General features: G+C 49.3%; 19 protein-coding genes. 5 read left to right on the top strand and 14 right to left on the bottom strand.

Annotated elements, in window-relative coordinates:
* Positions 1–424: 424 nt before the first annotated feature.
* Positions 425–799, top strand: a complete 375-nt coding sequence (locus tag BN3912_RS11720; protein ID WP_023983863.1) for a RidA family protein — start codon at positions 425–427, stop codon at positions 797–799.
* Positions 800–953: 154 nt separating this feature from the next.
* On the opposite strand, the gene BN3912_RS11725 is transcribed toward BN3912_RS11720, so the two are convergent.
* The 4 genes from BN3912_RS11725 to BN3912_RS11740 form a co-directional block, all read right to left on the bottom strand.
* Positions 954–2,228 (bottom strand): serpin family protein, encoded by a 1,275-nt coding sequence (locus BN3912_RS11725; RefSeq protein WP_036859480.1) that lies wholly within the window; start codon positions 2,226–2,228, stop codon positions 954–956.
* A gap of 107 nt (positions 2,229–2,335) precedes the next feature.
* Entirely contained in the window at positions 2,336–3,130 is a 795-nt protein-coding gene (gene pflA, locus BN3912_RS11730) for a pyruvate formate-lyase-activating protein (protein WP_051403439.1), read from the bottom strand.
* Between the two features lie 144 nt (positions 3,131–3,274).
* Entirely contained in the window at positions 3,275–5,524 is a 2,250-nt protein-coding gene (gene pflB / locus BN3912_RS11735; RefSeq protein ID WP_023983860.1) for a formate C-acetyltransferase, read from the bottom strand.
* A gap of 537 nt (positions 5,525–6,061) precedes the next feature.
* On the bottom strand, positions 6,062–7,075 hold the full coding sequence (locus BN3912_RS11740) for an aspartate-semialdehyde dehydrogenase (RefSeq protein WP_064972327.1): 1,014 nt from the start codon (positions 7,073–7,075) through the stop codon (positions 6,062–6,064).
* 203 nt (positions 7,076–7,278) lie between these two features.
* Here BN3912_RS11740 and BN3912_RS11745 point away from each other — a divergent pair, with 203 nt between their 5' ends.
* From BN3912_RS11745 to BN3912_RS11755, 3 genes are all read left to right on the top strand, one after another.
* Complete coding sequence (locus BN3912_RS11745; RefSeq protein WP_023983858.1) at positions 7,279–9,402, top strand: cation:proton antiporter; 2,124 nt, start codon at positions 7,279–7,281, stop codon at positions 9,400–9,402.
* A 404-nt stretch (positions 9,403–9,806) separates the two neighbouring features.
* On the top strand, positions 9,807–10,499 hold the full coding sequence (locus tag BN3912_RS11750) for an ABC transporter ATP-binding protein (RefSeq protein ID WP_004368766.1): 693 nt from the start codon (positions 9,807–9,809) through the stop codon (positions 10,497–10,499).
* 5 nt (positions 10,500–10,504) lie between these two features.
* Complete coding sequence (locus BN3912_RS11755; RefSeq protein ID WP_064972328.1) at positions 10,505–11,362, top strand: CvfB family protein; 858 nt, start codon at positions 10,505–10,507, stop codon at positions 11,360–11,362.
* A gap of 47 nt (positions 11,363–11,409) precedes the next feature.
* Here BN3912_RS11755 and asnS read toward each other — a convergent pair whose 3' ends face one another.
* The 5 genes from asnS to BN3912_RS11780 all read right to left on the bottom strand — a co-directional run bounded on the left by asnS (position 11,410) and on the right by BN3912_RS11780 (position 18,641).
* Positions 11,410–12,804, bottom strand: a complete 1,395-nt coding sequence (gene asnS, locus BN3912_RS11760) for an asparagine--tRNA ligase (RefSeq protein WP_023983856.1) — start codon at positions 12,802–12,804, stop codon at positions 11,410–11,412.
* A 95-nt stretch (positions 12,805–12,899) separates the two neighbouring features.
* Complete coding sequence (locus BN3912_RS11765; protein WP_023983855.1) at positions 12,900–14,339, bottom strand: pseudouridine synthase; 1,440 nt, start codon at positions 14,337–14,339, stop codon at positions 12,900–12,902.
* A gap of 105 nt (positions 14,340–14,444) precedes the next feature.
* The gene (gene purB, locus BN3912_RS11770; RefSeq protein ID WP_023983854.1) at positions 14,445–15,794 is read right to left on the bottom strand and encodes an adenylosuccinate lyase; all 1,350 of its coding nucleotides are present in this window, start codon (positions 15,792–15,794) and stop codon (positions 14,445–14,447) included.
* 333 nt (positions 15,795–16,127) lie between these two features.
* The gene (locus BN3912_RS11775) at positions 16,128–17,588 is read right to left on the bottom strand and encodes a lipopolysaccharide biosynthesis protein (protein WP_023983853.1); all 1,461 of its coding nucleotides are present in this window, start codon (positions 17,586–17,588) and stop codon (positions 16,128–16,130) included.
* 267 nt (positions 17,589–17,855) lie between these two features.
* The gene (locus BN3912_RS11780) at positions 17,856–18,641 is read right to left on the bottom strand and encodes a class I SAM-dependent methyltransferase (protein WP_064972251.1); all 786 of its coding nucleotides are present in this window, start codon (positions 18,639–18,641) and stop codon (positions 17,856–17,858) included.
* Positions 18,642–18,852: 211 nt separating this feature from the next.
* Between BN3912_RS11780 and BN3912_RS11785 the strand changes: the two genes are divergently transcribed.
* Complete coding sequence (locus BN3912_RS11785; RefSeq protein WP_004341067.1) at positions 18,853–19,641, top strand: hypothetical protein; 789 nt, start codon at positions 18,853–18,855, stop codon at positions 19,639–19,641.
* Positions 19,642–19,677: 36 nt separating this feature from the next.
* On the opposite strand, the gene mobV is transcribed toward BN3912_RS11785, so the two are convergent.
* From mobV to BN3912_RS11810, 5 genes are all read right to left on the bottom strand, one after another.
* On the bottom strand, positions 19,678–21,039 hold the full coding sequence (gene mobV, locus BN3912_RS11790; protein ID WP_004341065.1) for a MobV family relaxase: 1,362 nt from the start codon (positions 21,037–21,039) through the stop codon (positions 19,678–19,680).
* Between the two features lie 220 nt (positions 21,040–21,259).
* Positions 21,260–21,676, bottom strand: a complete 417-nt coding sequence (locus BN3912_RS11795) for a hypothetical protein (RefSeq protein ID WP_064972250.1) — start codon at positions 21,674–21,676, stop codon at positions 21,260–21,262.
* Positions 21,677–21,687: 11 nt separating this feature from the next.
* Entirely contained in the window at positions 21,688–22,899 is a 1,212-nt protein-coding gene (locus BN3912_RS11800) for a primase-helicase family protein (RefSeq protein WP_036881910.1), read from the bottom strand.
* 506 nt (positions 22,900–23,405) lie between these two features.
* Positions 23,406–23,795 (bottom strand): virulence RhuM family protein, encoded by a 390-nt coding sequence (locus BN3912_RS11805; RefSeq protein WP_004341058.1) that lies wholly within the window; start codon positions 23,793–23,795, stop codon positions 23,406–23,408.
* Entirely contained in the window at positions 23,792–25,015 is a 1,224-nt protein-coding gene (locus BN3912_RS11810) for a site-specific integrase (RefSeq protein ID WP_004341056.1), read from the bottom strand. Before BN3912_RS11810 ends, BN3912_RS11805 begins: the two co-directional genes overlap by 4 nt.
* Between the last annotated feature and the right edge of the window lie 295 nt (positions 25,016–25,310).

The following is a 25,310-nucleotide window of genomic DNA, read 5'->3' on the forward strand; positions in this document are numbered from 1 at the left end:
TAGTGATGCGGGATTGCAGGCAAAGATACACAAATATTCTTGAAAAACGATGGCAACCGTCGTTTAAATTTGCAGTGTCCGTTTGTCTTGCTCTGTTCAGCCGTTGCCAATATATGTGTTGTCTGTCGCAGACAAACCGTACTCCTATCATCGTTAAACCGTATGCCTGTCGGGCTTAGAACGTACTTCTATCTACGATGTGCGAATGAGTTGTTTTTATTACCACTTATATATAATTCGCATATTTGGAGAAAGAAAATAGATTTTTATATGCTTCCGTGTGGCCTACATTCCTGATAAATGATTAATTTTGCAACCGGATAAGAATGATAGGAAGATGTTGCGGTTAGAGATTTCCTATAAAACGTGGCATGTATTTGGGAAGATTATCAATAAAACAGAACCGATATAAATTTCACAGCTTATGAAAGCATTGCACACAGACAGGGCGCCCAAGGCAATCGGCCCCTACAGTCAGGCCATCGAGGCCAATGGTTTAGTGTTCGTATCCGGACAACTGCCCGTCGATCCTGTAACGGGTAAGTTCGTTGAAGGTGGCATCAAGGAGCAGACAAGGCAAAGTCTGACTAATGCGCAACATATACTTGTCGAGGCCGGAACAGACCTTTCGCACGTTGCGAAGACCACTGTATTTCTTTCAGACATGGGGAACTTCGCTGCCATGAACGAGGTGTATGCACAGTTCTTCAAGGAACCGTTTCCGGCGCGTTCGGCAGTTGCCGTAAGAACATTGCCCAAAGAGGCGCTGGTAGAAGTAGAATGTATCGCCGTAAAGTAGGTGGGCGGTTTCGACAGATAGGCAGTGTAAGGTCGGCAGTACGGCGATACGGTAACGGTAAAAGCACTGTAAACAACCGAAAAAAGAATATGTTTGCCCTGACGGAAATGGCTGTCGGGGCAAACGTATTGGATATATTGCGGTCGTTATTTGTTTATTTTTCGGCGCCCTTGTAGGTACCTATAAAAATGATAGAGCCTGTGGTGCTCTCTACAATGGCATAGATAAACGGACGATCTGCATGGAATACAGCCGTTTTAACAAGCTGCGGACCGATTGATGTGCATGCGCTTTCGGCGACAGTTACCGTGCTTACCTCGGTTCCTTCTTCGTTTACCTTTATTTTGGAGCGCTGCAGAATCATCGAAATATATGTATCTCTTTCGCATAGATTGCGGAACCGTGCGTTGTTCTTGTCGAACATACTTGCTGCGCCGAGGCTTTCTAACGCTTTGTTAAGCTCTATCTTGTATTCCGATTCGAAGCGCGGAAGCTCCACATCTACCTTGTACGACGTCAATGCATTCAGGTTTTCTATCCAACGGTCGGCAGTAAGACCGCCGATAACATCGCCCACTGTCTTGCCTTCATTGGGAAGTAGCAGCAACATACGGTATCCCCCGTTGCCGTAGCCCAGCTGCAGAGTGGCGTAATCTTTGTTCTTTGTGTAGGCCAGAAGGTCGTTCATGTGCATCATCTGTACTTGTTGTTTGCTGCCCGAAGCCGTTGTAAAGGGTTTCTCTTTGGTTTCTTTCGGATCGAACGGAGTGCTCCATACGCCTTTAAAGTAGATGGCGTTGAGCGTATATGCTACAGCCGAGGGATTTATCTTATCCAAAATCGAAGAAATCATGCCGTTGGTCTGGCGATTGCACCAGTCGTTAATATGCGTCAGGGTGTGGCTGTCGCCGAAATCCAAGTTCTCTACTTGAGCGTGATAGGCTGTTTCTACCGTCTTTTTGAAATCGGTTTTCAGCGCATAGTCGCGGTTCACTTCAATGCAGTTGGCTATGTTTATCTTTACGCTCTTGTCTACATTCGGCGCTCCTTCGATAAGTTTTTTGCAGAAAGCATTGATGCCTTGCGCATCTGCACCGCCGAAACCGAGCACACGGTTGATCTCTTCGCGGGTGACATCTGTGGCGCCATTGTTGAGCATACCGAGCACATAGGTGGCGCTCAACGGCGAAATAAGGAAACTGTTTTGTGCATTTTCTGCATCCGAAACTGTGCGGAAGAGGTTGAAGGCGAACCGGTTGTTGCTGTTGACGTAGGTTTTTTGCTTGGCATCCAAGTCTATCTTTACCAAATCGTAAAGGCGTTTTTCGGTGTAAGTGTAGCCTTCTGTGTTTTCAGAAGTGCTGCAAGATGCCAGACAGACCGCTCCTATAAGGGCGATAGAGCATGTGTGTAAGAAGGTTATTTTCATAATCTGTGGTATATAAATGATACATCTATCGAATGTGTTTATATGCTTAAAACGCAGAAAACGAATAATCTTGCGCACACAGAGGAAAATTTTTTATGCCTAAGAGGCTATGCCTCGTCTTCGCCGCGCAATATCCTTTCGGCATTGCGCACGCGCTCTTTTGTCGGTGCATCTATATCCTTGAGGGTGTAGGGGATGCCCAAAGCCTCCCATTTGTACATGCCCATCGAATGATAAGGCAGCACCTCGATGCGACGGACGTTGCGGAGAGTCTTCAAAAACGCCCGTAAACGGCGAAGAGAAGCATCGTTGTCGGTGATTGAGGGCACAAGTACGTGGCGTATCCATACCTGTTTATCGATGTCAGACAGGTAGTGTGCACAGTCCAGAATGTTCTCATTACCCCAGCCGGTGAGTTTCTTATGTTCTTCGGAGTCGATGTGTTTGATGTCTAAAAGTATAAGATCGGTATATTGCATCAGCTCGTTGAACTTCGAAAAGAACGGTTCTCGGCGCGTAAAAGGCTGTGCCGACGTGTCTAAACAGGTGTTGATGCCCAGTTTCTTTGCCTTTCTGAAGAGGTCGATCAGGAAATCTATCTGCAACAGAGCTTCTCCCCCGCTCACGGTTATGCCTCCTTTAGCACCCCAATACGAGCGGTATCGCTGCGCTTGTTCGATCAGTTCGTCGGCCGAGCGCATATCTTTGGAATGCTTGTCCCATGTGTCTGGGTTATGACAATAGCGGCACCGCATCCGACATCCTTTAAGGAAAATGACGAAACGTATACCCGGTCCGTCCACCGAACCGAACGACTCTACCGAATGAACGGCCCCCATGAGAGGCTCGCCGCTTGTTTTCGTGGCGACGGGAACGGTGATTTGTGTTGCTTCTGTTAACATGTTATTGCCTGATATCATTGTCTTTGTTCGCTGTAAAAAATAAGGAAATCCTCTCATTATGGGAGGATTTCCTTGAATGTATTGTGATTAAAACTGCTCCTCCGACAGTGTGTAACCGCCCCGAACAGGGCGGCTGAAAGCGGATCAGGCCAGACGTTCGTGCGCCTGACGCGCGATAACGTCTAATTGTTGTTCGCGTGTAAGGTCGATAAACTTCACGGCATACCCGCTTACACGGATGGTGAAGTTGGCGTATTCCTCCTTTTCGGGGTGTTCCATGCAGTCTATAAGCTTCTCAACCCCAAAGACATTCACGTTCAGATGGTGGGCGCCGCGATCGAAGTAGCCGTCCATAACGCCGACGAGCGTCTCTACTTGCTCGTCTTGAGAATGACCTAATGCCGACGGACTGATGGTCTGTGTGTTCGAAATGCCGTCGAGAGCATACTCGTATGGTAGCTTTGCCACCGAATTGAGCGATGCCAACAGGCCCGTCTTCTCTGCTCCGTAGGAGGGATTTGCCCCGGGCGAGAGCGGTGCACCGGCAGGACGTCCGTCGGGCATATTGCTTGTGTACTTTCCATACACCACGTTCGAAGTTATTGTAAGGATGCTTGTCGTGGGTTCAGAGTTGCGGTAAGTGTGGTATTTGCGTATCTTTTTCATGAAAGTCTTTAGCAGCCACACGGCTATCTCATCTGCCCGGTCGTCGTCATTGCCGTATCTGGGGAAGTCGCCTTCGGTCTTGAACTCGAGCGGAAAGCCGGTTTCGTCGCGTATAATGTTGACCTTGGCGTATTTGATGGCGCTTATAGAGTCGACAACATGACTGAAACCGGCGATACCTGTGGCAAACGTGCGGCGTACATCGGTATCTATGAGAGCCATTTCGGCCGCCTCGTAGAAATACTTGTCGTGCATATAGTGAATAAGGTTCAAGGTATTCACGTATATACCTGCCAGCCATTCCATCATATCGTCGAAACGTGGCATGAATTCATCGTATGTAACGACATCACCCTCTATAGGTCGCAGCGCCGGACCACACTGTTCGCGCGTCTTGGAGTCCACTCCACCGCTGATAGCATACGTGAGACACTTCGCTAAATTGGCTCTTGCGCCGAAAAACTGCATCTCCTTTCCTGTCTGGGTGGCTGAAACGCAGCAACAGATGGAGTAGTCGTCGCCCCAAACCGGCCTCATAACGTCGTCATTCTCATATTGTATCGAGCTCGTAGTGACAGATATCTTCGATGCATAGCACTTGAAATTCTCCGGAAGGCGCGAACAATACAACACAGTGAGGTTGGGTTCTGGCGATGGCCCCATATTCTCGAGTGTATGGAGGAAGCGGAAATCATTCTTAGTTACCATAGAACGGCCGTCTTGTCCCATGCCTGCCACCTCTAAAGTGGCCCATACGGGATCACCGGAGAACAGTTGATTGTAAGAAGGAATACGGGCGAACTTCACCATACGGAACTTCATCACCAAATGGTCTATCAGTTCTTGAGCCTGCGCCTCGGTAAGAACGCCTTCATTCATATCGCGTTGGATGTATATATCCAAGAAAGTAGACACACGTCCTACCGACATGGCGGCGCCGTTCTGCGTTTTGATGGCTGCCAGATAGCCGAAGTAGAGCCACTGCACGGCCTCTTTGGCGTTCTTGGCCGGACGGGATATGTCGAACCCATAGATGGCCGCCATCTCTTTCATTTGCTTTAAAGCCTTGATTTGCATGGAGACTTCTTCCCTTAGACGGATAACATCTTCGGTCATTATGCCACAGCCTACGTTCGACAGGTCTTCCTTTTTCTTCTCGATAAGGAAGTCTATACCGTAGAGAGCCACGCGGCGATAGTCGCCTACAATTCTGCCTCGTCCGTAAGTGTCGGGCAGTCCGGTGAGGATATGATTATGACGCACGAGCTTCATCTCGTCGGTATATGCATCGAAAACGCCATCGTTATGCGTCTTATGATACTCGGTGAATATCTTATGGAGTTCGCTGCTGGGCTCATAACCATAGGTAGTACAAGCCTGTTCTGCCATCTTTATGCCACCATAGGGCATGAAAGCACGCTTCAGGGGCTTATCGGTTTGCAGCCCTACAACTTGTTCCAAATCTTTCGTTCCTTCGCCTATATAGGCGGCACCGTATGCGGTTAGTCCCGATACAACTTCGGTCTCCATGTCGAGAACGCCTCCTTTAGCGCGTTCTTCTTTCTGCAGTCCCTGCAATATGAGCCACAGTTTCTCTGTTGCGGCCGTAGGTCCTTCCAAGAAACCTTCATTGCCTTCGTACGAAGTGTAGTTATCCTGTATAAATGACCTTACATCGATATCATCTGTCCATCGGGTTCCTTTGAACTCTCTCCACTCCTTTTTCATTGTAATTTTGTATTATTTAGAATTAGACAATTGTGCATAGAGCACTAATATCCTGATAATGTCGAAGGGGAAGAAGCGCGTTCTAATTCTCCGACGCTGCAAAGGTATGAATAAAATCCTATCGTTGCAATACTAATAAATGATGATTTTTGTAATGTAGAGATTGCAAATAGTACCCTTATTTTGCTATATTAATATTGCAAAATAAAGGAAATAATTTGTGTAGATACATGATACGACGGGCTTTACTCAGAGGCTATTTCCTGCTTTAGAGCACATTTGGGGAGAATAATTGGTACGAATATGCGACATATTTCGCCACCGTATGGATATTAAATGTATGGTATATCGGACGTAAAAGGCCCGTATGTCTGGTATAGGCATGGGATGTATCGAGCTTACAGGGGCTATGTAATCGTGCGTTACGGGTGAAACGAAATCAGCGGAACATCGGTCTGAACTGATATTCCGCTGACAGCATAAAGATTACACCATAACTGTAACGCACACGATCAGTGCGCCTAAACAGGCAGAAAACTATTTCACGTCGCCTACTTTAATAAGATATTCGGCAATCTGTACGGCATTCAGCGCCGCTCCTTTGCGTATTTGGTCGCCACTGAGCCAGAAAGTAAGGCCGTTATCGTCGGCAAGGTCTTTGCGCACGCGCCCCACATAGATATCATCTTTACCTGCCGTATCGAGCGGCATCGGGTAAAGTTCTTTCGACGGATCGTCTAGCAATGTGACTCCGGGGGCTGCTGCAAGCGCTTTCTTTGCTTCTTCAACGGAGATAGGCCGCTCGGTTTCTATCCATACACTCTCAGAATGAGCGCGCAACGAACTTACTCTGACGCACATGGCCGAGCACTTCGCATCGGTGTGCATAATCTTCTTCGTCTCGTTGAACATCTTCATTTCTTCCTTGGTGTAGCCGTTTTCCGTGAATACATCTATTTGTGGTATTACGTTGTAGGCCAGCTGATGGGCGAATTTCCGGATGGTTGTTACCTTTCCGTCTTCCACCATTTCTTTATATTGCTGCTGCAGTTCGGCCATTGCCGCAGCGCCTGCCCCGCTTGCACTCTGGTAACTTGCTATGTGGATGCGGTGGATGTGCGAGATATTTTCCAACGGTTGCAGCACTACAACCATCATGGCGGTAGTGCAGTTAGGGTTGGCAATGATGCCGCGCGGACGGTTCAGCGCGTCTTTAGCATTGCATTCGGGCACTACCAAGGGCACGTCGTCGTCCATACGAAACGCACTCGAATTGTCTATCATCACCGCCCCGTGCTTCGTGATAGTGTCTGCATATTCTTTAGAGGTGCCACCTCCTGCCGATACAAAGGCGATGTCGATATCCTTGAAATCATCGTTATGCTGCAAAAGTTTTACTTCATAGTCTTTTCCCCTGAAGTTGTATTTTCGCCCGGCACTGCGTTCAGAACCGAAAAGCACCAGCTCGTCCAGCGGGAAATCGCGCTCGGAGAGGATACGGAGGAACTCTTGACCGACCGCTCCGCTTGCGCCTACAATTGCTACTTTCATAATCTGTATTATTTATATGTTATACTCGATTGCCTTGCAAAATTACTATATTCCTGCTGATTATAAGAACGATTTATTGTAAATTTAAAGAATATCGTTGCAATATGTGCAGTACTAAAATGAGAAAGCAGCGATGAAAAGCCATTTTTTAGCAATCTTATTCGGATTATTGTTGTATCTTTGTACCTTTAAACAATAGCTCTATGTTCCATCTTTCGTCCTATTTTCCCTTTACAGATCCGACTTTGGTGTTCTTTGTCGTGCTCCTTATTATATTGTTTGCGCCGATCGTCATGGGAAAACTGCGCATCCCACACATTATCGGCATGGTTCTGGCGGGCGTGGTGATAGGAAAATACGGGCTCAACATCCTCGAGCGCGACAATTCTTTCGAGCTTTTCGGCAAAGTTGGGCTGTATTATATCATGTTTCTTGCCGCGTTGGAGATGGACATGGAGGGCTTCAAAAAGAATAAATACCGCGTGCTTGTGTTCGGTGTATTGACGTTCGTACTCCCTTTCCTGCTCACCTTTCTCATGGGGATTACTATTCTGGGCTATTCTTTGGCGGTTTCGTTGCTCTTGGGATGCATCATGGCTTCGAACACGCTCATAGCCTATCCCATCGTAGGGCGCTACGGCCTGCAGCGAAAGCCGAGTGTCATCCTCAGCGTGGGCTCGTCGATGATAGCTTTGCTGCTTGCCCTGATCTTTCTTGCAGGCATCGTTACCTTTTATAACAATGGCAATAACGTGGGTTTCTGGCTGCTGTTCGTTGCGAAATTTGCACTCTATTGCGCGGGTATGATATGGCTTGTGCCCCGACTTACGCGCTGGTTTCTGCGGCGATACAGCGACGCTGTGATGCAATTCACGTTTATCTTGGCCATCATGTTCATGGGGGCGGCGCTGTCGGAAGTAGCGGGCGTGGAAGGCATCTTCGGCGCTTTCCTCTCCGGACTGATACTCAACCGATACATACCCCACGTGTCTCCGCTGATGAACCGCATCGAATTCATCGGCAATGCGCTGTTCATACCTTACTTTCTCATAGGCGTGGGCATGCTCATCGATGTTAGCTGGCTCTTCCGCGGGGGCAATATCATCTGGGTAGTGCTGTGCATCACTTTTTTCGGAACGCTGGGAAAGGGCCTCGCCGCATACCTCTCGGCCATGATATTCAGGCTGCCTCGGTCGTCGGGGCATATGATGTTCGGCCTCACGTCCGCCCATGCTGCGGGCGCCATAGCTATGGTAATGGTGGGCATGAAGATAGAGGTGTCGGAAGGGCGTTATCTGGTCGACAGTGAAATACTCAACGGCATCGTGCTCGTCATCTTGTTTACGTGCGTCATTTCTTCGATGATTACCGAGCGCTCCGCCCAGATCATCACGCTGCGCGACAAGGACATACCCGTGGAAGAAGACAAGAATGGCGACGACGAGCGAATACTCATCCCCGTAAAATATCCCGAATACGCCGACCGGTTGGTCAATTTGGCGATACTCATGCGCAATGCAAAGCTGAACAGAGAGCTGATTGGGCTCAACGTGGTGTACGACGACGACCACATGAGAGCCAATCAAGAAAAGGGAAGGCGACTGCTCGAACACGTCACGCAGTATGCTGCGGCGGCCGACGTGAAGATGCAAACGCAGGTGCGCATTGCGGCCAACATTGCCAACGGTATCAAGCACGCGTTCAAGGAGTTCAGCGCGTCGGAAATATTAATCGGGATGCACATGCACAAGGATGTGTCTGCAAAGTTTTGGGGAGAGTTTCATCAGAGCCTGTTCAACGGACTCAACCGGCAGATCATCATGTGCCGGCTGATGCAGCCGCTCAACACGTTGCGCCGGATACAGGTAGTAGTGCCCTCGAGAGCACAGTTCGAGCAGGGCTTCTATCGCTGGCTGGAGCGCCTGTCGCGCGTGGCCGGCTACTTGGAATGCCGCATACAGTTCCACGGGCGGGCCGACACGTTGGCGCTGATCAGCGAATACGTGCGCAACAGGCACCCCGACGTGCGGGCCGATTATGCCGAGATGACGCACTGGAACGGCCTCCCGCGGCTGGCGGAAACCATTGCCGACGACCATCTCTTCGTGGTGGTGACGGCGCGCAAGGGCACCGTGTCTTACAAAAGCGCGCAAGAGGGCCTGTCTGATGAGATCAAGCGCCATTTTTCGGGCAAGAACCTGTTGATCATATTCCCCGACCAATTTGGCGACGCAATGGACGAGATGACCTTCGCGCAGCCGCAACATACGGAAGAGAACAGCGCCTACGACGTTATCAGCACGTGGATACGCAAGCAGGTGAAGTAGCTTGCGAATACATTGTTCGCAGCTTGCCTGTTGCAGATTCGCTGCTGCCGTCTTTTTCCCCGCCGACCGCCCTGCCGGCTCTTCCCGTGCCGCGGCGACCGGCTTAGCGGATGGCCATATTTTTCCGAGCGGTTGGCGATTTCTCTGCAAGCGGTCGCACATATCTCTACATACGGTTGGCGATATTCTTGCGAGCGGTTGGCGTTGTCACGGCAAACGGTTAGAGTTGTCACGATAAGCGGTTAGCGCTATTACGGCGGGTGGATCAACGGGAACGCTCAGACGGCGCGCCGGACTTTTACGCCCTGCCGCCGCGACGGCCGAATGCCGCAAAATAAAATCGGCGATAGCGTCTGTTTACTCGTTTTTTTGGCGTATCTTTGTCGGCACATTCAAGTAAAATTATGATAGAAATTAAAGGCATAAAGAAGAGCTTCGGCTCGCTGCGGGTGCTCAAAGGCATCGATCTAAGCATCGCGCGGGGAGAAATTGTCAGCATTGTGGGGCCGAGCGGAGCGGGCAAAACCACGCTGCTGCAGATCATCGGTACGCTGGACAAGCCCGACAGCGGTAGCGTGAAGATAGAGGGGGCGGAGCTGCGTGAGCTTTCCGCTGCCAAGCTGAGCGACTTCCGTAACCGCCACATCGGGTTCGTGTTTCAGTTTCATCAGCTGCTGCCCGAATTCTCGGCCATTGAGAATGTAATGATTCCGGCTTATATTGCGGGCCTGTCGGGGGGCGAAGCGCGGAAGAAAGCCGAAGAGCTTCTGCGGTTTATGGGGCTTGCCGAGCGCGCTGAACATAAGCCGAACGAGCTTTCGGGCGGCGAGAAACAGCGCGTGGCGGTGGCAAGGGCGCTGATCAACGATCCCGCCGTGATACTCGCCGACGAGCCCTCGGGCAGTCTCGACTCGAAGAACAAGGCGGAATTGCATCAGCTTTTCTTCGAATTGCGCGACAGGTTCGGGCAAACGTTCGTTATCGTTACCCACGACGAGGGGCTCGCATCGATCACCGACCGCACCGTTCACCTGAAAGACGGCCTGATAGTGGGCATGGATACGCCGGCCAAACCGACGGCTGACGAAAACAAATAGCGCGTATGGAAGATATTAAATTAGGAGATTACAACAATCTGGAGATTGTAAAAGAGGTAGACTTCGGGCTTTATCTCGACGGGGGAGATGAGGGCGAGATTCTTTTGCCCAAGCGCTATGTGCCCCAGACATACCGAATGGGCGAAAAGCTCGCGGTGTTTGTCTATCTCGATCAAGACGAGCGGCTGGTTGCTACCACGGAGACGCCTTTGGCAAAAGTCGGCAGCTTCGCCTTTCTTGAATGCTCTTGGGTGAACGAATATGGCGCTTTCTTGAACTGGGGGCTGATGAAAGACCTCTTTTGTCCGTTTCGCGAGCAGAAAAAACGCATGGAAATCGGAAATAAGTATGTTGTTTTCGTGTATATAGACGAGGAGAGCTACCGCATCGTAGCTTCTGCCAAAGTGGAGCATTTCCTCTGTAAAAACTTTCCGCAATATGACAAAGGGCAAGAAGTAGACCTGCTCGTCTGGCAGAAGACCAACCTCGGATTTAAAGTGCTCATCGACGATAAGTATGCCGGATTGGCCTACGAAGACCAGATATTCAAACATGTGCAGACGGGAGACTGCATGAAAGGTTATATCGGGAACGTGAGGCGCGACGGCAAGATAGACGTAACGCTTCAGCCGGTCGGTTTTCTGCAGGCGCAAGGTTTTGCAGACACGTTGCTTGCATACATGAAAGAGCACGGCGGAATGTGCGACTTAGGCGATAAAAGCGACGCCGAAGAGATTAAAAGACGCTTCCAAGTAAGCAAGAAAGTCTATAAGAAAGCCGTGGGAGACCTCTATAAACGGCGGCTGATTACGTTGTCTGACGACGGCATACGGCTGGTAGATGGCAAACAAAAAGGGAATTGAGACGCTTTACTCAATTCCCTTTTCTGTGACATATATTTTATTTTTCCTTAAAATTCGGCGCTCTTCGGCGTGCGGGGGAATGGAATAACGTCGCGAATGTTCTGCATTCCCGTTACGAAGAGTATCAGCCGTTCGAAGCCGAGGCCAAATCCACCGTGCGGACATGTACCGTATTTGCGTGTTTCAAGGTACCACCACATGTCTTTCATGGGGATATCTCGACGCTTGATCTCGCCAAGAAGCTTGTCGTAATTCTCTTCTCGTACGCTTCCACCTATGATTTCGCCGATTTGAGGGAACAATACGTCGGTGCCCTGAACGGTCTTTCCGTCTTCGTTCATCTTCATGTAAAAGGCTTTGATGTCTTTCGGATAATCGGTCATGATGACGGGTTTCTTAAAATGTTCTTCTACCAAATAGCGTTCATGCTCGCTTGCAAGGTCGGTACCCCACGATACGGGGAACTCGAACTTGTGTCCCTGTCTCACTGCTTCCTCAAGGATATTGATGCCCTCTGTATAAGGTAGGCGCACGAAATCGTCTTTCAAAATGCCTTGCAGGCGTTCGATGAGTCCCTTGTCGATCATGTTGTTGAGGAATTCCAAGTCGTCTTTACAGTTGTCGAGTGCCCATTTAACGCAGTACTTTATAAAGTCTTCCTCCAAATCCATTAGGTCATTGAGGTCGATAAATGCCACTTCGGGCTCGATCATCCAAAACTCTGCCAAGTGTCGAGGGGTGTTCGAATTCTCTGCTCTGAACGTTGGACCGAAGGTATATATCTGCCCTAACGCCGTTGCACCGAGTTCTCCTTCGAGCTGTCCGGATACTGTGAGCGACGTCATCTTGCCGAAGAAGTCGTCATCGTATATGATCTTTCCGTTCTCATCTTTCTTCAGATCGTAGAGATTTTTGGTGGTTACTTGGAACATTTCGCCCGCTCCTTCGGCATCGCTCGCCGTTATAATGGGCGTATGAAAGTAAAAGAAGCCGTGTTCATGGAAATATCGGTGGATTGCAATGGCCATATTGTGGCGGATACGGAACACTGCACCGAAGGTGTTTGTACGTAATCGCATGTGTGCATGTTGGCGCATGTACTCGAAAGTCTGTCCTTTTTTCTGCATAGGGTAGTCGCTTCCGCACGGTCCGTATATCTCCAAAGTCTTGCATTGTATCTCTACGGTCTGACCTTTTCCCTGACTTTCTACTAATTCTCCTATCACATTGAGGCACGAACCCGTGGTGATGTTCTTCAAAGTTTCGGCATCGAACTTCGACGGATCGACCACAATCTGCACGTTCTTTATCGTAGAGCCGTCGTTCAATGCAATGAAATCTACGGCTTTACTGCTGCGATGTGTACGTACCCAACCCTTTACGTTTACGTTATTACCAAAGTCGGTGCTGCGCAGAACATCGACAATCTTCGTTCTTTTCATCTTGGAAATCTATTTAAAAGCAACGTGTAAAGATGCAAAAGACAGTATGTCGTTCTTACATCTTTACACATTATTATATATACACATATATTACGTTATTCGAAAGCGCCCATGCGAAGCATGTCGACTTCCTTCTCTGTGAGATATCTCCAGTCGCCTCGTCGCACGTTCTTCTTGGTAAGACCGGCGAATTGTACACGGTCGAGCTTGATTACACGGTAGCCGAGACTCTCGAAAATGCGGCGCACGATACGGTTCTTTCCGCTATGTATCTCTATTCCCACCTGCTTCTTGTCGCGCTCGTCGGCATATTCAATAGCATCGGCATGTATCTCTCCGTCTTCCAGTTCTATGCCTTCGGCGATCTTTTGCATATCCTCTTCGGTTACCGCTTTGTCGAGGAAGACGTGATAAACTTTCTTTTTGAGGAATTTAGGATGTGTGAGTTTGCTGGCAAGATCGCCGTCGTTAGTCAGAAGCAGCACCCCTGTAGTGTTTCTGTCGAGACGCCCTACCGGATAAATTCGTTCCTCGCAGGCGCCCTTTACCAACTCCATAACGGTTTTACGTTGCTGCGGATCGTCGCTTGTAGTAACATAATCTTTCGGTTTGTTCAATAGAACGTACACCTTCTTCTCAAGAGATACGGGTTGTTCATGGAATTTTACCTCATCCGAACGCAGCACCTTCGTGCCGAGTTCCGTTACAACGTTACCGTTTACCGTAACCACTCCTGCCTGTATAAACTCGTCTGCTTCGCGACGACTGCATATTCCGGCATTGGCAAGATACTTATTCAGACGTATCGGTTCATTGGGATCGATGTGCTCTTCCTTATATTCAATGCGCTTTTTGAAGCTATATTTCGCATTCGGATCATAATCTGCCGTGCGTTGACGGTAGCCCCCTTGATTATAGCCGCGGTTGTTATTGTAGCCGCCATAGTTGTTATAGCCTCCGCGATTATTATTGTAACCGCCACGGTTATTGTATCCACCGCGGTTGTTGTTATAGCCTCCGCGTTGCTGGTAGCCTCCTTGAGAACGATATCCACCCTGCGGGCGAGGCTGATACCCGCTTTCTTGACGCGGTTGATAGCCCTCCCCGTCTTGATTGTAGCGTGGGCGATAGCCACCTTGAGGCCGCTGCTGATAATCTCCGCGCGGTTGATATCCGCCCTGTTCGCCGTCTTGATTGTAACGAGGGCGATAACCTCCTTGCGGCCGTTGGCCGTAACCTCCACGCTGTTGGTATCCTCCGTCGTTGTTGAACCGCGGACGATACGGGCGCGGTTGCTGCATTCCTTCATTGTTGTTCTGCAGTCCGGCACCGAAACCTTTGGGACGGAAGCCGCCTTCACCACTTGTTTTGTCGGTACTGTAGGCACGTTGAGAACGAATACGTGGGCGTTGTGGGCGCGTTACATTGCGATATTCTCCCTGATAGTTACCTGTAGGTCTGCTATAACCCTCTCGGTTAGTTTCATTCTGCTCGGCAGACTGATCCTGAAGTTTGTTGTCTAATTCCATTTCCATAACTTTAATAATGCTTTACGATGGGCCTCACGGCTCCGGTTAATAAATTTTTTAAAATGAATAATTTAATATGATAATCTCTTTCTTTTTCTTCTTTTTAAGGGCTTAAAGGCCCGTGTAGTTGAGCGGGGTGATAGCTCTAAGTTCGGTTTTCACGCTATCGTTTACGTTTAGTTCGTCGATAAAACGCCGAATGGTGTCCGCTGTCATCTTCTCATTGGTTCGGGTGAGTGCCTTCAGAGCCTCGTAAGGATGCGGATAGGCCTCGCGTCTGAGTATGGTTTGTATGGCTTCTGCCACCACCGCCCAATTATTTTCTAAGTCGTTACGTAGCTTTTCTTCGTTAAGAATAAGTTTGCGCAATCCTTTTAATGTGCTTTGAATAGCGATGATACTGTGTCCGAATGGTACGCCTATATTACGTAATACGGTTGAGTCGGTAAGGTCTCTTTGCAGCCTGCTTACCGGTAGTTTCGCCGCAAGAAACTGCAAAATGGCGTTGGCAATGCCGAGGTTACCCTCGCTATTTTCATAGTCTATCGGGTTTATTTTATGGGGCATGGCGCTCGAACCCACCTCTCCGGTCTTGATTTTCTGCTTGAAATATTCCATCGAAATATACATCCAGAAGTCGCGGTCTAAGTCGATAATGATGGTATTTATACGGCGCATGGCATCGAACAGTGCCCCCAGATTGTCGTAATTGCTGATCTGTGTGGTGTATTGTTCGCGCTCCAAACCGAGTTTCTCGCCCACGAAACGGTTGCCGAATGCTTTCCAATCTATCGACGGATAAGCCACGTGGTGGGCATTGTAGTTGCCTGTTGCACCGCCAAACTTGGCAGATAGCTTGCATGTACCCTTCATCTGTTCGAGCTGTTCCGACAAACGATACACGAAAACCATGATTTCTTTGCCGAGACGTGTGGGAGATGCCGGCTGTCCATGTGTCTTTGCAAGCATTGGTACGGCTTTCCAGTCATCGGCATATTGCCGTAACAGGGCTATCAGTTCTTCTATCTGTGGGTAGTAGACGGCCTCTAAAGCCTCTTTGACAGACAGCGGAACACTCGTGTTGTTAATGTCTTGCGATGTCAGACCGAAGTGGATGAACTCTTTGTAGGCCTCCAGATGGCCGATCTTATCAAACTCTTCCTTGATAAAATACTCCACTGCTTTCACATCGTGGTTAGTAACAGCTTCGATATCTTTTACCCGTTGCGCCGATGTTTCGCCGAATGTGCGGTAAATATCGCGCAAACGTTCGAACAAAGCGTGGTCGAAAGAAGCCAATTGCGGCAGCGGTAATTCGCACAATGCAATGAAATATTCTATCTCTACGCGTATGCGATAACGGATAAGCGCGTACTCTGAAAAATAAGCAGCAAGCGGTTCGGTTTTACTTCTATAACGCCCGTCGACGGGAGATATAGCAGTCAGCAAGTCGAGCTTCATAACTAACACGTATTATTCTTATGTTGCAAAAGTACGAATTTTACCTGATATTTGCGTTGAATTTTTATATAAAGTTTGTAAAAAAGGCGGAGTGTTTGCGGAAGAAGGAAAGAAGGGTTACGATAATATGGTATAGTGCGACAAGGATATGTTGCAAGTAGCGCTCTTAAACGGTACATATAATTCGGGCAGATGGTACGTCTGAGAGCGTTAGGTAGGTGCTCTGTTTGCTGTAAGTGTAGAATGTAGCTTTAATAAGCGTTTTTGTAGATGATTTAAAATTATGGCTGTATGCTGCGAATGCCCATAAAACTTGTCTTCTGAATGGGCATTCTATTTTCTGTTCTTATTTATTTTGGCCATGACGAACTGCATGCATTCGGCAAGTATCTGTACGCGGGCGATGCGCATAACGGCGTAATAAAGCAGCACGGCCATGGCAATACGCACGATAAACAGTAACCATAGCACCTCGACAGATGCCGTAACGAGGTGGATAAGTGCCATTACACCGAGCGCAGCCAGTGCAAACGGCGCCGTATCTTTAATGAACCACACTGCACGATAGCCCGTAAGACGGTGCGTAAAGAAGTACCATACGAACAGCCATATTACGTTGATGACAACGTAGGCCACCACCATTGTGCGTATGCCCAAAGGATAGATGAGCAGCATAGTAGCGATCTGTACTACGCACAACGCCAGCGTACAAAGGAAATAGGTGCCCGATCGGCCTTTGCTCAGTATCATATTCGACAGCAAGGTGCTCAATGGCATCGTGGCGCCTGCAATACATAATATCCGTACAAGTTCGGCACTGGCCAGCCATTTGGCCCCGATGGTAATAACGATGAACTCCTTTGCCACCAATCCGAAGCCGAAGAGCAGCGGAAAGGAAATAAAAGCAGTAAAGCGCATCAGCTTGCGTAAGGCGTTTAGCTGGCGTTCCCCGTCGTTCTTCAGATCAACAAGAACGGGCTGAGCCACTTGGTTTACCATGTTTTGAACAAGCGAGAAGCACTTGAAGTTCCACTGGTAAGCCTGATTATAGATACCGGCATTGCTCGTTCCGAAGTAGCGCCCCAAGAGCAAGTTGAGCACATTGTTGTTGATATGCATCGTGATTGTGGTTGCTAAAATCTTGCACGAGAAGCGGAACATGCGCCTGACGGGAGCGAAATCTATCTCGAAATGGGGGCGCCATGGGGAGTAATACCACAGCAAGGAGGTGTTCACGAAGACGTAGGCCAGTCCCTGCGAGGCCAGCGACCAGTAGCCGCAGCCGAGAAATGCCATCGTAATACCGATGGCGTTCGATATCATTACGGCTGCAATAGAGGCTTTTGCCTGCTGTTTGGCCATCAGGTTTTTGTAAAGAAAAGTCCCTTGTGCGGTGCCGAAAGATGCAATAATGATGCTTAGGAAGGCGTAACGGCACAATTGGACGATGCTTGCGGCATCTTCGTCGGGGTAGAACAGCGCAATAAGAGGGGCACAGAAAAAGAGGATGGCATAGGCGGAACACCCCACAATGATATTGAACCAGAACACCGAGTTGTAGTCTTTGTCGGTGGGATGCTGTATGTTTGCGAGCGCAATCTTGAACCCGCTCTCCTGCAAGGCTGTGGCTATGAGCGAGTAAACACTGATAATTGCGAGCATTCCATAGTCGTGGGTAGACAGCAATCGGCCCAATATTATTGCCACCAAAGCACCTACCAACTGTAAAACACCGTTGTTCATGCCGCCCCAAAAGAGCCCTTTCGCCGTTTTTTCCTTTAGCGTTTCTGTCATTATGAGTTGTTGTTGCCGTGTGCAAAAGTAATGTATATTGTAATGATAATCAAAGTTTTTTGTGTAACTTTGGATAGAATAGCGACAATCCTTTATACAAGGGCACCTTGTGCGATTGGCTGATTTTGGGGTAACGATTTGGCAACCGTTCCATTTGCTGTGTACTGCTTTGTTTTGCTTGCAAAGAACTCTTTATCTCCGACAAAGATAATGATTATTCCCGAACAATTCTACTCTTTGCTTTATTTTTTCAAGGCAAGGAAAAAATTATTCCCCTGCCGATTTCAAGAAGTAGAAACACGATGTTGTGAAGAAATTGCGGATATATGGAATTGCCCCTATCACGGCGTACAGCCTTCGGGGACGCAGGTGGAATTTCACCTCGTAATGCGGATTGATGAAATAGAAAGTCCTGTCAATGGCTTCAAAGCCTTCCTTTCTCATCGTCCTCTCAAACAACTCTATCGGGCATTTGGTCTTCTTGATGTTCAACAGTTCTCTGACGCATCCCTCGTCTTCCTTCCGAGCCCTCAATATCCGCTCATACAATCTCGTCGGAAGCAGGTGAAAGAAAGGCAGGTGCGAGAGGAAGCGGCTTCGGCATATCTGCTGATGCCCACCGAAAGGCATCTGCCAAGCAGGAAAGGACATGAAAATTACCCCCCGGGTTTTTAACAACTGTTTACACTTGTGCATAAATTCCTCCTTGTCGTCGATATGCTCTATCACATCATGGCAGACAATCAGGTCGAACTGATGCCTGAGTTCCTTCAACAGGAACACATCGGAGGCGATGAAACGCCCTTTTGCTCCGTTCTCTTGGAAAAACTTCCTTGCGTCCCTTATCCGTCCCTCTGCCATATCCACGCCCACTACATCGCAGCCCATGCGTGAGAAAGGCAGGAGGTTTCCACCGTCCCCGCAGCCTATCTCCAACACTTTCGTGCCTTTCCCTACCTGCCTGTACCGCTTGATGTAAGGAATGAAATACTTCTCGCTTGTGGTTGCGAGTTCGTTGAAATACTGTCTTCGGTTAAGTTGTCTTGACTGCATCTTATTTTAGGGGTGTTATGGTTTCAACGACAAAGGTAGCAATAATCATGGAATAAGACCGCATGTTTCATTCGTTACCATGAAAAATACCTATAAATGATTATATGGCAATGCGATATGGACGAGTGCAACCCAAAGTTTCCGCTCTTTCGTTTGCGGAATGGCGGGAAAATTCGTATATTTGCGAGGTACGACTAAAAAAGATGTAAATATGGCACACCGTAAAACTTGTTTTGTTTTATTGTTCTTGGCATTCCTGCTGGCATGCGCGTCCTGTTCCAATCCCCAAGACGAGGACAGGAAATCTTCTTTTCAATTGGATAAACCTTATAGGGAAATCATGCAAGGCTCTACGCTCCGTGTGTTCATCACGAGTGGCAGTGGAGACTTGCAGATAAGCAATTCCAATGCGTTTAAGGACTATGCTAGAATTGCCTATGCGAGAACTCCCGAACAGGCAGGGCATGTAGGTGTTCTTTCAATCCAAGCCCTGCAAGTGGGAGAATTTCAGGTCTCACTGACCGACAACCTCACAAAGGAAAGACAGCAACTGACCGTTAAAGTCCTCCCGCCTTATCTGTTACTGGAAATTCACGAAGGCTCAGACCCTGTATGGTCAATAGGAAGCGGAGTTTCGGGACTTTTCCTTGTCCAGAACGCAGCGCATTCTTTTTATCTGTGCCGTTACAAGCCCACTCTCTATCGGTATGTCAGTCCTGCCGTTCTCTCGGGCGTATATGAGATTGTCATGAAAGACGGCGTTCCGACGAACTTGCGCCTGCAAAGCAAGAAACAGGGAATTGTCCGTGATTTCACCTTGACAGGGAAAAACAAGAAAGAGGCTTTGGAAAAACTCGGGAGATTAGGCAGGCTCGGACTTCTTCCGAATGAAGAGAAATTCATCTGTCCCGTCTTTCTTGACGAACACGACATGGAAGAGCATATCATGGCGGAAATGACTTATAAGGAAGCAACCTTGCCTGAGAAAGTCATGGAGTGAGATGCAGGAAAGGAAGTGGAGCATGCGGAGGCACGGTTACAGCCTCACTCCCTTGCTCCTGTTCTCTTGGGAGGAATGGACGGACAAATGTCTGAATTTCTCCCACTGCTCCTTAAACCAACGGGCAATCGGCACTCTGTCCACGAGCAGGTCGAGTACGGTCTTGCCATCCCTTTCCTCCCTGCCCACCTGCAAGCGTGCCTTCTCAACGGCGAACGAACGCCTGTACTCATCAGAATGCAGTTTCCCCGTAACAACGAGTACTTTGCCTTGCAGGAGTTCGTCCGTGTGTCTCTCTGACAATCCGACCGAACGGCAAAGCCTTTCAATACGGAAAAACTCGGCAAGCATGGGAAACCATTCCTTTGCCTTGTCGATGATGCGCCTGAGATTGCCGATTTCACGCTGATGCTGCTCCGATGCCCGCAACCGCTCGGCGACGTGGCTTTCCTTCATTTTCTGCATATCCGTGCGCATCTGTCCGATGCTCTCTTTCAGTTCCGCCACCTCACCATGCAACTGCCTGTTCTCGCTTTCAAGCCTGCTCACTTTATTACCGCCCAACAGGGAGTTGATGCCGTTGAGTGCTGCTGTGGCGGTCTTGGTAGCTGAGTTTTTCAGTTCCACCGTTTTTTTCTCCGCCTTGATGCGTGCGAGTTCCATTTTTGCTTGCTCCGCCTCCTCGATGATGCACCGTGCTTCCGCCTCCCTTGCCAGCAGGTTGGCGATGTTCTCCTGTATGTCCTCGCCCTGCGTGATGAGATTGCGGTAATACTCATGCGTGGAGAGGTGCTTGGCTGTCGAGCCCCTGACACCCCTTTTCAGCTCGTACTTCGCCATGTGTTCGGCGTAGGTGTCCTGATACCTGATGAGGTTGGCACGGCTCATCACCTCGTCTGCGCAGAGGCGTGGGGCTGTCGCTTTCGTCCTGTACCTGCGCTTTGCCTTCTCTTCCTTTTTCTGCTTCCTGCGCTCACCCTGCACTATCGGCACTACGGTGGCATGGATGTGCGGTGTTTCCTCGTCCATGTGCAGGACTGCCGACACGAGGTTGTCCGCCCCGTAGGTCTCTCTCAGCCACGCCACGCTGTCATCGCACCACTCTCCGAGCCTCCTTTCGTTTTCCATTCGTTCCATATCCTCGTGCGTTCCGCTCAGCACGATGCGGATTGCCTGTACTTGGTTCTTCCCTATCTTGCGTTTCAGCCCTGCCGTGTCAAGGCGGTGGCGTATGGCAGCCGTGCGGTTGCACACACCGTCGGGAAACCTGATTAACTCACGGTTGAGGTGCGTTCTCGTAGGGTCTATGTTCTTCGGCACGATGGTGCGCTCGATGTGAGCCGACATTCCGCTGTCGGCTCCCTTTGCCTTTTCCAAATGCAATACGCAATATCCCATATCCTTTTGTCTTTTTTAGATGTTGTCATTATCTTGTTTTCGTTGCCTTGATGTCCTTAGATACGGTCGGTGGACAATCGTTGAAAGGAGGAAAGACTTCCTTTCGGCTTGCTCGTTTCTTTATGCCGACAGGCTCGGCAGGGGTGTCCAGAGGGGTGCAACCCCGTTGGCTTATTGGGAGATTTTCAGCGGACACGGAGTGAAGCGTGAGGAAAATCCCCTAATAAGCTACGGTATTTTCTCTTTTGAAAATATCCTTACCGTGCTTACCACGTGGGCATTTGCCCCTGCCACTTCTTTCCCTTATAACCTGAAGTCCCCACGGTTTCTCCATCGGTGCTGCCGATTGGACTTGTTTCTCCGAAGGCATACTTGGACTGCACCCGAATATCTGAATACCCTGCATGCTTGGAAATACAGAATGCACGGCTTGCCGTGACTGCCTTTTTCTGTTGCTTATATCAGCGTGTCTTGCCTGTTCCGTTTCAGCCTGTAATGCCACTGCCGTTTCCCACCGAAGTCGGAGTGATGAAAATTCTGATGAATTGATGAATGTCGTTCCAATAATCTGGAAATCAACATAATATGCTTTCATCATGCCCTCATCAAGCCGCTTGTCAAAGTGGAGTTTCATCATTTCCGATTCCTCTATCCCTGCATTTCCTCCAACTGCTTCCTGCCGATGGTGTAAAAACGCCCCGTGCGCCTAATCTCCGTATATGGGCGCATGTTGTCATAGCTCGGCTGGCAGGTCGTATAGGTGAGCGTGTTTTCGGCAGGAGTGAGTTTCCATATATCCTGCACGATACGCCTTACCTGCGTCCTGTCCGTCCTGCAGCCTGCGCAGTTCAGCAGAAGGAGCATGTCGTTGATGCAGAAAGAGAAAGCGGACGCTTTCATGCAGTCCATGACTTCAAGGCAGGTTTCCGCCATCTCCACCTCCGTCCTGTTACGGTTGCTCCGTATAATCCTGCTCAGGGCTTGCGTGTGGATGAGTTCGGGACTGAACCACATGCGGCTCTCTTTCTTCGTGGAGAGCGTGCGGTGCTGGAGAAAATAGAGGAAGGCGGGTATTTCCTCCTTTACCCTTTGCAGGAAGTCCGTGTCGTCCTTTTCTATCCTCCCCACCTTCCTCACCCAATAGCGTGTCTCTCCTGTGTCGATTATGACGGGTAGACGTTCGTTGTTGGAGCATAGTACGAACTTGGCGAAGAATGAAATCTCATCCCTGTCCTTGCCCTTCGCCTCCACCTTGTAGGAAAGGGTGGTGCTGAGGTTCTTGAGCCGCTCGCTGTCCTCCCTGCGGTCGAGAAGCACCTCGTCCACGAGGATGAGCAGTTTCCCTGCCCAGTCCGAGTTGAACTGACTTCGGAAGTCCTCGTTGGTGTTGAAGGTTACATTGCCCCCGAAGAGGGCTTTGAGGAAGTTGAGGAACGTGCTCTTGCCCGTGTTGCGCTCCTCTGATACGAGCAGCAGGATGGGCAGTTTCTCTATGGGCTGCAGGTAGAGTAGTTGCAGGTAGTCCATGCCAAGTTCGTACTGCTCCCCGAAGATGTGCCTTGCCAATGCCTCGATATGGGGAAACACACCTTGCTTCGGATGATGCCCCGTCGGCTCGTAGAGGTTGAGGAAACTGCCTACTACGGGCTGATAGTTCACATGGTCGGGGACGGTGCAAAAACCGTCATACTTCGGGACGGTCGCCAGATAGTCCCTGCCGTAGTCCTGACGGAGCGTCTCGTTGTTCCACACGATGCGCTTCCTTACAAAACCGCCTCCGACAAGAGGCATGTCTGCAAGTTTGTAGAGCGTTGTGCCCACACGGACGAAAGCCCCGTCCTTTTTTCTTTTTTCGGGCATATCTTCCAGCAGCCCGTCATTGTTTTTCTTATCCATTTCTTTCTTGCTTAAATGGTTGATATATAGCATCGTGCAAAGTTACGGACATCGTTCGGAAAACTACTTGTGAAGAATGGCGCGGAACGGTGAAAGAAAAACGGAATGGAATAAAAACAGGGGAAAGCAGGGAGGTGCGGAGCAATAATTGAGGGGAACAGGAGGATAATTTTGCAGGATTTGTCGAGGGTTGCTGAAAAAGGGAAAATGCCTTTTTCTTTCATCGTTCGCAAGCGTCTGATGATATGTTGATGAACTTGCAATCGCTTGATATTCAATCATATTATATCAATATTCATCAATTCATCAAAATAAAAGAAGTTGTGTTCGGTATGTTTTTCTTTTCTCGGCAGTCCTATACGACTCGTCCCTAACTGTTATCCCTGCCCTTCAACCACCCAAAAAGAAAAAGGTTTATTTCCCCCATCGACACAAGGGGATAAACCTCTATAAACCTCTGTCAAGGCGTTTCAGCAGGGACTGCCTGCCCGTGCAGGAAGGAGCATGACAAACCTTTCGTGCCGTTCGTTCAGCATTGCGATGACATGCTCCCAAAGCCTTTTTGCCCTTTGCGACCTGATACGGAACGCAAGGGCTATGACCATTTCAAGGCTGTACGCATCAAGCCAGCGACCCTCCGCCACCCTGATGTTCCTCTCTGCCGTGCAGGGGTGCAGCAGTCCATCCCTGTATATCTTCTTGACCAGCGTGTGGATGGTATGTCCGAACACGCCAAACAGGTCGGCAATCTCAAACTCGCCCATCCATATTTCGCCGTTGGGTATGACGATGTTCCCGTGCTCGTCTATCGTGATTATTCGACGGGCATTGCTGCTTATGTCTTTCCCTTTCATTGTCATGCCATCTTAATATTGCCAAATGAGGCGTTGAGCTTGCTGCCGAGCATGGAGAGGTCGGTGTCGAGTTTCTCGGTGGTTATCTTCGCATAGAGTTGTGTGGTTACGATGTTCGTGTGTCCGAGTACACGGCTCACGCTCTCAATCGGCATGCCCTTGCTCAGAGCCAATGTCGCAAAGCCGTGCCTTGCGCAATGGAAGGAGATGTCCTTTGTTATCCCGCACTCGCTGATGACTTTTTTGAGCTTCTTGCAGACCGTCCAGTAGTTGATGTCCCCGAATATGGAGTTGTCCTTCTGGAACGGTCGGTATCTGTCGATGATTTGCAAGGGTATATCGAGCAGTTTCACTTGGTACGGCACCTGTGTCTTGTGCCTTTTTGCAAGTATCCACTTCTCGCCGTTCACCTCCACAATCTCATCGGTGGTGAGTTCCTTCAAGTCCACGAAGGAAAGGGCGGTGAAGGAGGCGAAGACAAACAAATCACGCACGAAGGCGGAATGGCTGTCCTTGAACTCGTGCGAAACCAGTGTCTTCAACTCGTCCTCCGTGAGGAACGCACGCTCCTTCGTGTTCGGGCTGATATGAAACTGCGCGAACGGGTTTCTCGGTATCTTGCCGTTGAAGTGCGCACGCATCACCACGCCTTTGAGCCACATGCAGTTTATCCATATCGTGGCGTTCCTGTTTCCTTTCACCGTGCTGAGGTACACGGCGAAGTCCCTGATGAAGTCGGGGGTGAGTTCCAGCATCGACATGTCGCTGCGGTTGTACTTGTGGCGGATAAACCTCGCCGTGTTGTTCCTCGCCCTGAGCATCACCTTGTATGTTCCCATGCTCCTGTCCTTACCCACACGCTTGAACAGAGAGGCGCAGTCCCTGTCGAACGCTTTCATCAGGGTGTCGTACTCGCTGCCCAGCCCCTGATAGGCGTTGCGCACCATCTCCGCCGTGACGAACGCCTCACGGTCGGAAAGACGCTGATAGTGCTTGATGATTTGCGCCTTGATGTTGTCGAGCGAGAGGTTGGTGGCGATGGCTTCCCTGCTCTTGCCTTTCGCCCTGTTGCCTTTCACATCCCACAACTCCTTTGGGATGGTGCGCTTGCAGCTGAACTGAGCCACCGTGCCGTTGATTGTAACCCGTCCCATGATGGGGACGATGCCGTCTTTCTCCTTGCTGCCGTTCACATAGAACAGCACCTTGAATGTGCTTCTTGCCATTGTCTTTTCTTTTTGGTTGCAAAATTAAACATGAAAGAGCCTAACCCTGCTATGCAAAATATAGAGCAATAGAGCAACAGCAACGGATGCACGGAAAACCGCTGTTTTTCTCCTCTTTAGCGGAGGTAATTATCCTGCTTTCGGGTAACGATTTGAAAACATTTCTGTTTCAATAATCCGCATTTTCCTGCCTCGTGGCAGGTGGCGGATTTGCTGCGATTTACACCGTATAGCCCTAATAATCAAGCCGAATTGCGTTAAACTTCCGATTTCCTGCAAATATTACAGCGATTTT

The organism is Prevotella phocaeensis (assembly GCF_900065875.1).
GTDB classification, from domain to species: Bacteria; Bacteroidota; Bacteroidia; order Bacteroidales; family Bacteroidaceae; genus Prevotella; species Prevotella phocaeensis.

Excerpts from the sequence above, each read along its gene's own strand:
- BN3912_RS11720 (WP_023983863.1), top strand. The coding sequence starts at position 425 with ATGAAAGCATTGCACACAGACAGGGCGCCCAAGGCAATCGGCCCCTAC.
- BN3912_RS11725 (WP_036859480.1), bottom strand. The coding sequence starts at position 2,228 with ATGAAAATAACCTTCTTACACACATGCTCTATCGCCCTTATAGGAGCG.
- pflA (WP_051403439.1), bottom strand. The coding sequence starts at position 3,130 with ATGTTAACAGAAGCAACACAAATCACCGTTCCCGTCGCCACGAAAACA.
- pflB (WP_023983860.1), bottom strand. The coding sequence starts at position 5,524 with ATGAAAAAGGAGTGGAGAGAGTTCAAAGGAACCCGATGGACAGATGAT.
- BN3912_RS11740 (WP_064972327.1), bottom strand. The coding sequence starts at position 7,075 with ATGAAAGTAGCAATTGTAGGCGCAAGCGGAGCGGTCGGTCAAGAGTTC.
- BN3912_RS11745 (WP_023983858.1), top strand. The coding sequence starts at position 7,279 with ATGTTCCATCTTTCGTCCTATTTTCCCTTTACAGATCCGACTTTGGTG.
- BN3912_RS11750 (WP_004368766.1), top strand. The coding sequence starts at position 9,807 with ATGATAGAAATTAAAGGCATAAAGAAGAGCTTCGGCTCGCTGCGGGTG.
- BN3912_RS11755 (WP_064972328.1), top strand. The coding sequence starts at position 10,505 with ATGGAAGATATTAAATTAGGAGATTACAACAATCTGGAGATTGTAAAA.
- asnS (WP_023983856.1), bottom strand. The coding sequence starts at position 12,804 with ATGAAAAGAACGAAGATTGTCGATGTTCTGCGCAGCACCGACTTTGGT.
- BN3912_RS11765 (WP_023983855.1), bottom strand. The coding sequence starts at position 14,339 with ATGGAAATGGAATTAGACAACAAACTTCAGGATCAGTCTGCCGAGCAG.
- purB (WP_023983854.1), bottom strand. The coding sequence starts at position 15,794 with ATGAAGCTCGACTTGCTGACTGCTATATCTCCCGTCGACGGGCGTTAT.
- BN3912_RS11775 (WP_023983853.1), bottom strand. The coding sequence starts at position 17,588 with ATGACAGAAACGCTAAAGGAAAAAACGGCGAAAGGGCTCTTTTGGGGC.
- BN3912_RS11780 (WP_064972251.1), bottom strand. The coding sequence starts at position 18,641 with ATGCAGTCAAGACAACTTAACCGAAGACAGTATTTCAACGAACTCGCA.
- BN3912_RS11785 (WP_004341067.1), top strand. The coding sequence starts at position 18,853 with ATGGCACACCGTAAAACTTGTTTTGTTTTATTGTTCTTGGCATTCCTG.
- mobV (WP_004341065.1), bottom strand. The coding sequence starts at position 21,039 with ATGGGATATTGCGTATTGCATTTGGAAAAGGCAAAGGGAGCCGACAGC.
- BN3912_RS11795 (WP_064972250.1), bottom strand. The coding sequence starts at position 21,676 with ATGATGAAACTCCACTTTGACAAGCGGCTTGATGAGGGCATGATGAAA.
- BN3912_RS11800 (WP_036881910.1), bottom strand. The coding sequence starts at position 22,899 with ATGCCCGAAAAAAGAAAAAAGGACGGGGCTTTCGTCCGTGTGGGCACA.
- BN3912_RS11805 (WP_004341058.1), bottom strand. The coding sequence starts at position 23,795 with ATGACAATGAAAGGGAAAGACATAAGCAGCAATGCCCGTCGAATAATC.
- BN3912_RS11810 (WP_004341056.1), bottom strand. The coding sequence starts at position 25,015 with ATGGCAAGAAGCACATTCAAGGTGCTGTTCTATGTGAACGGCAGCAAG.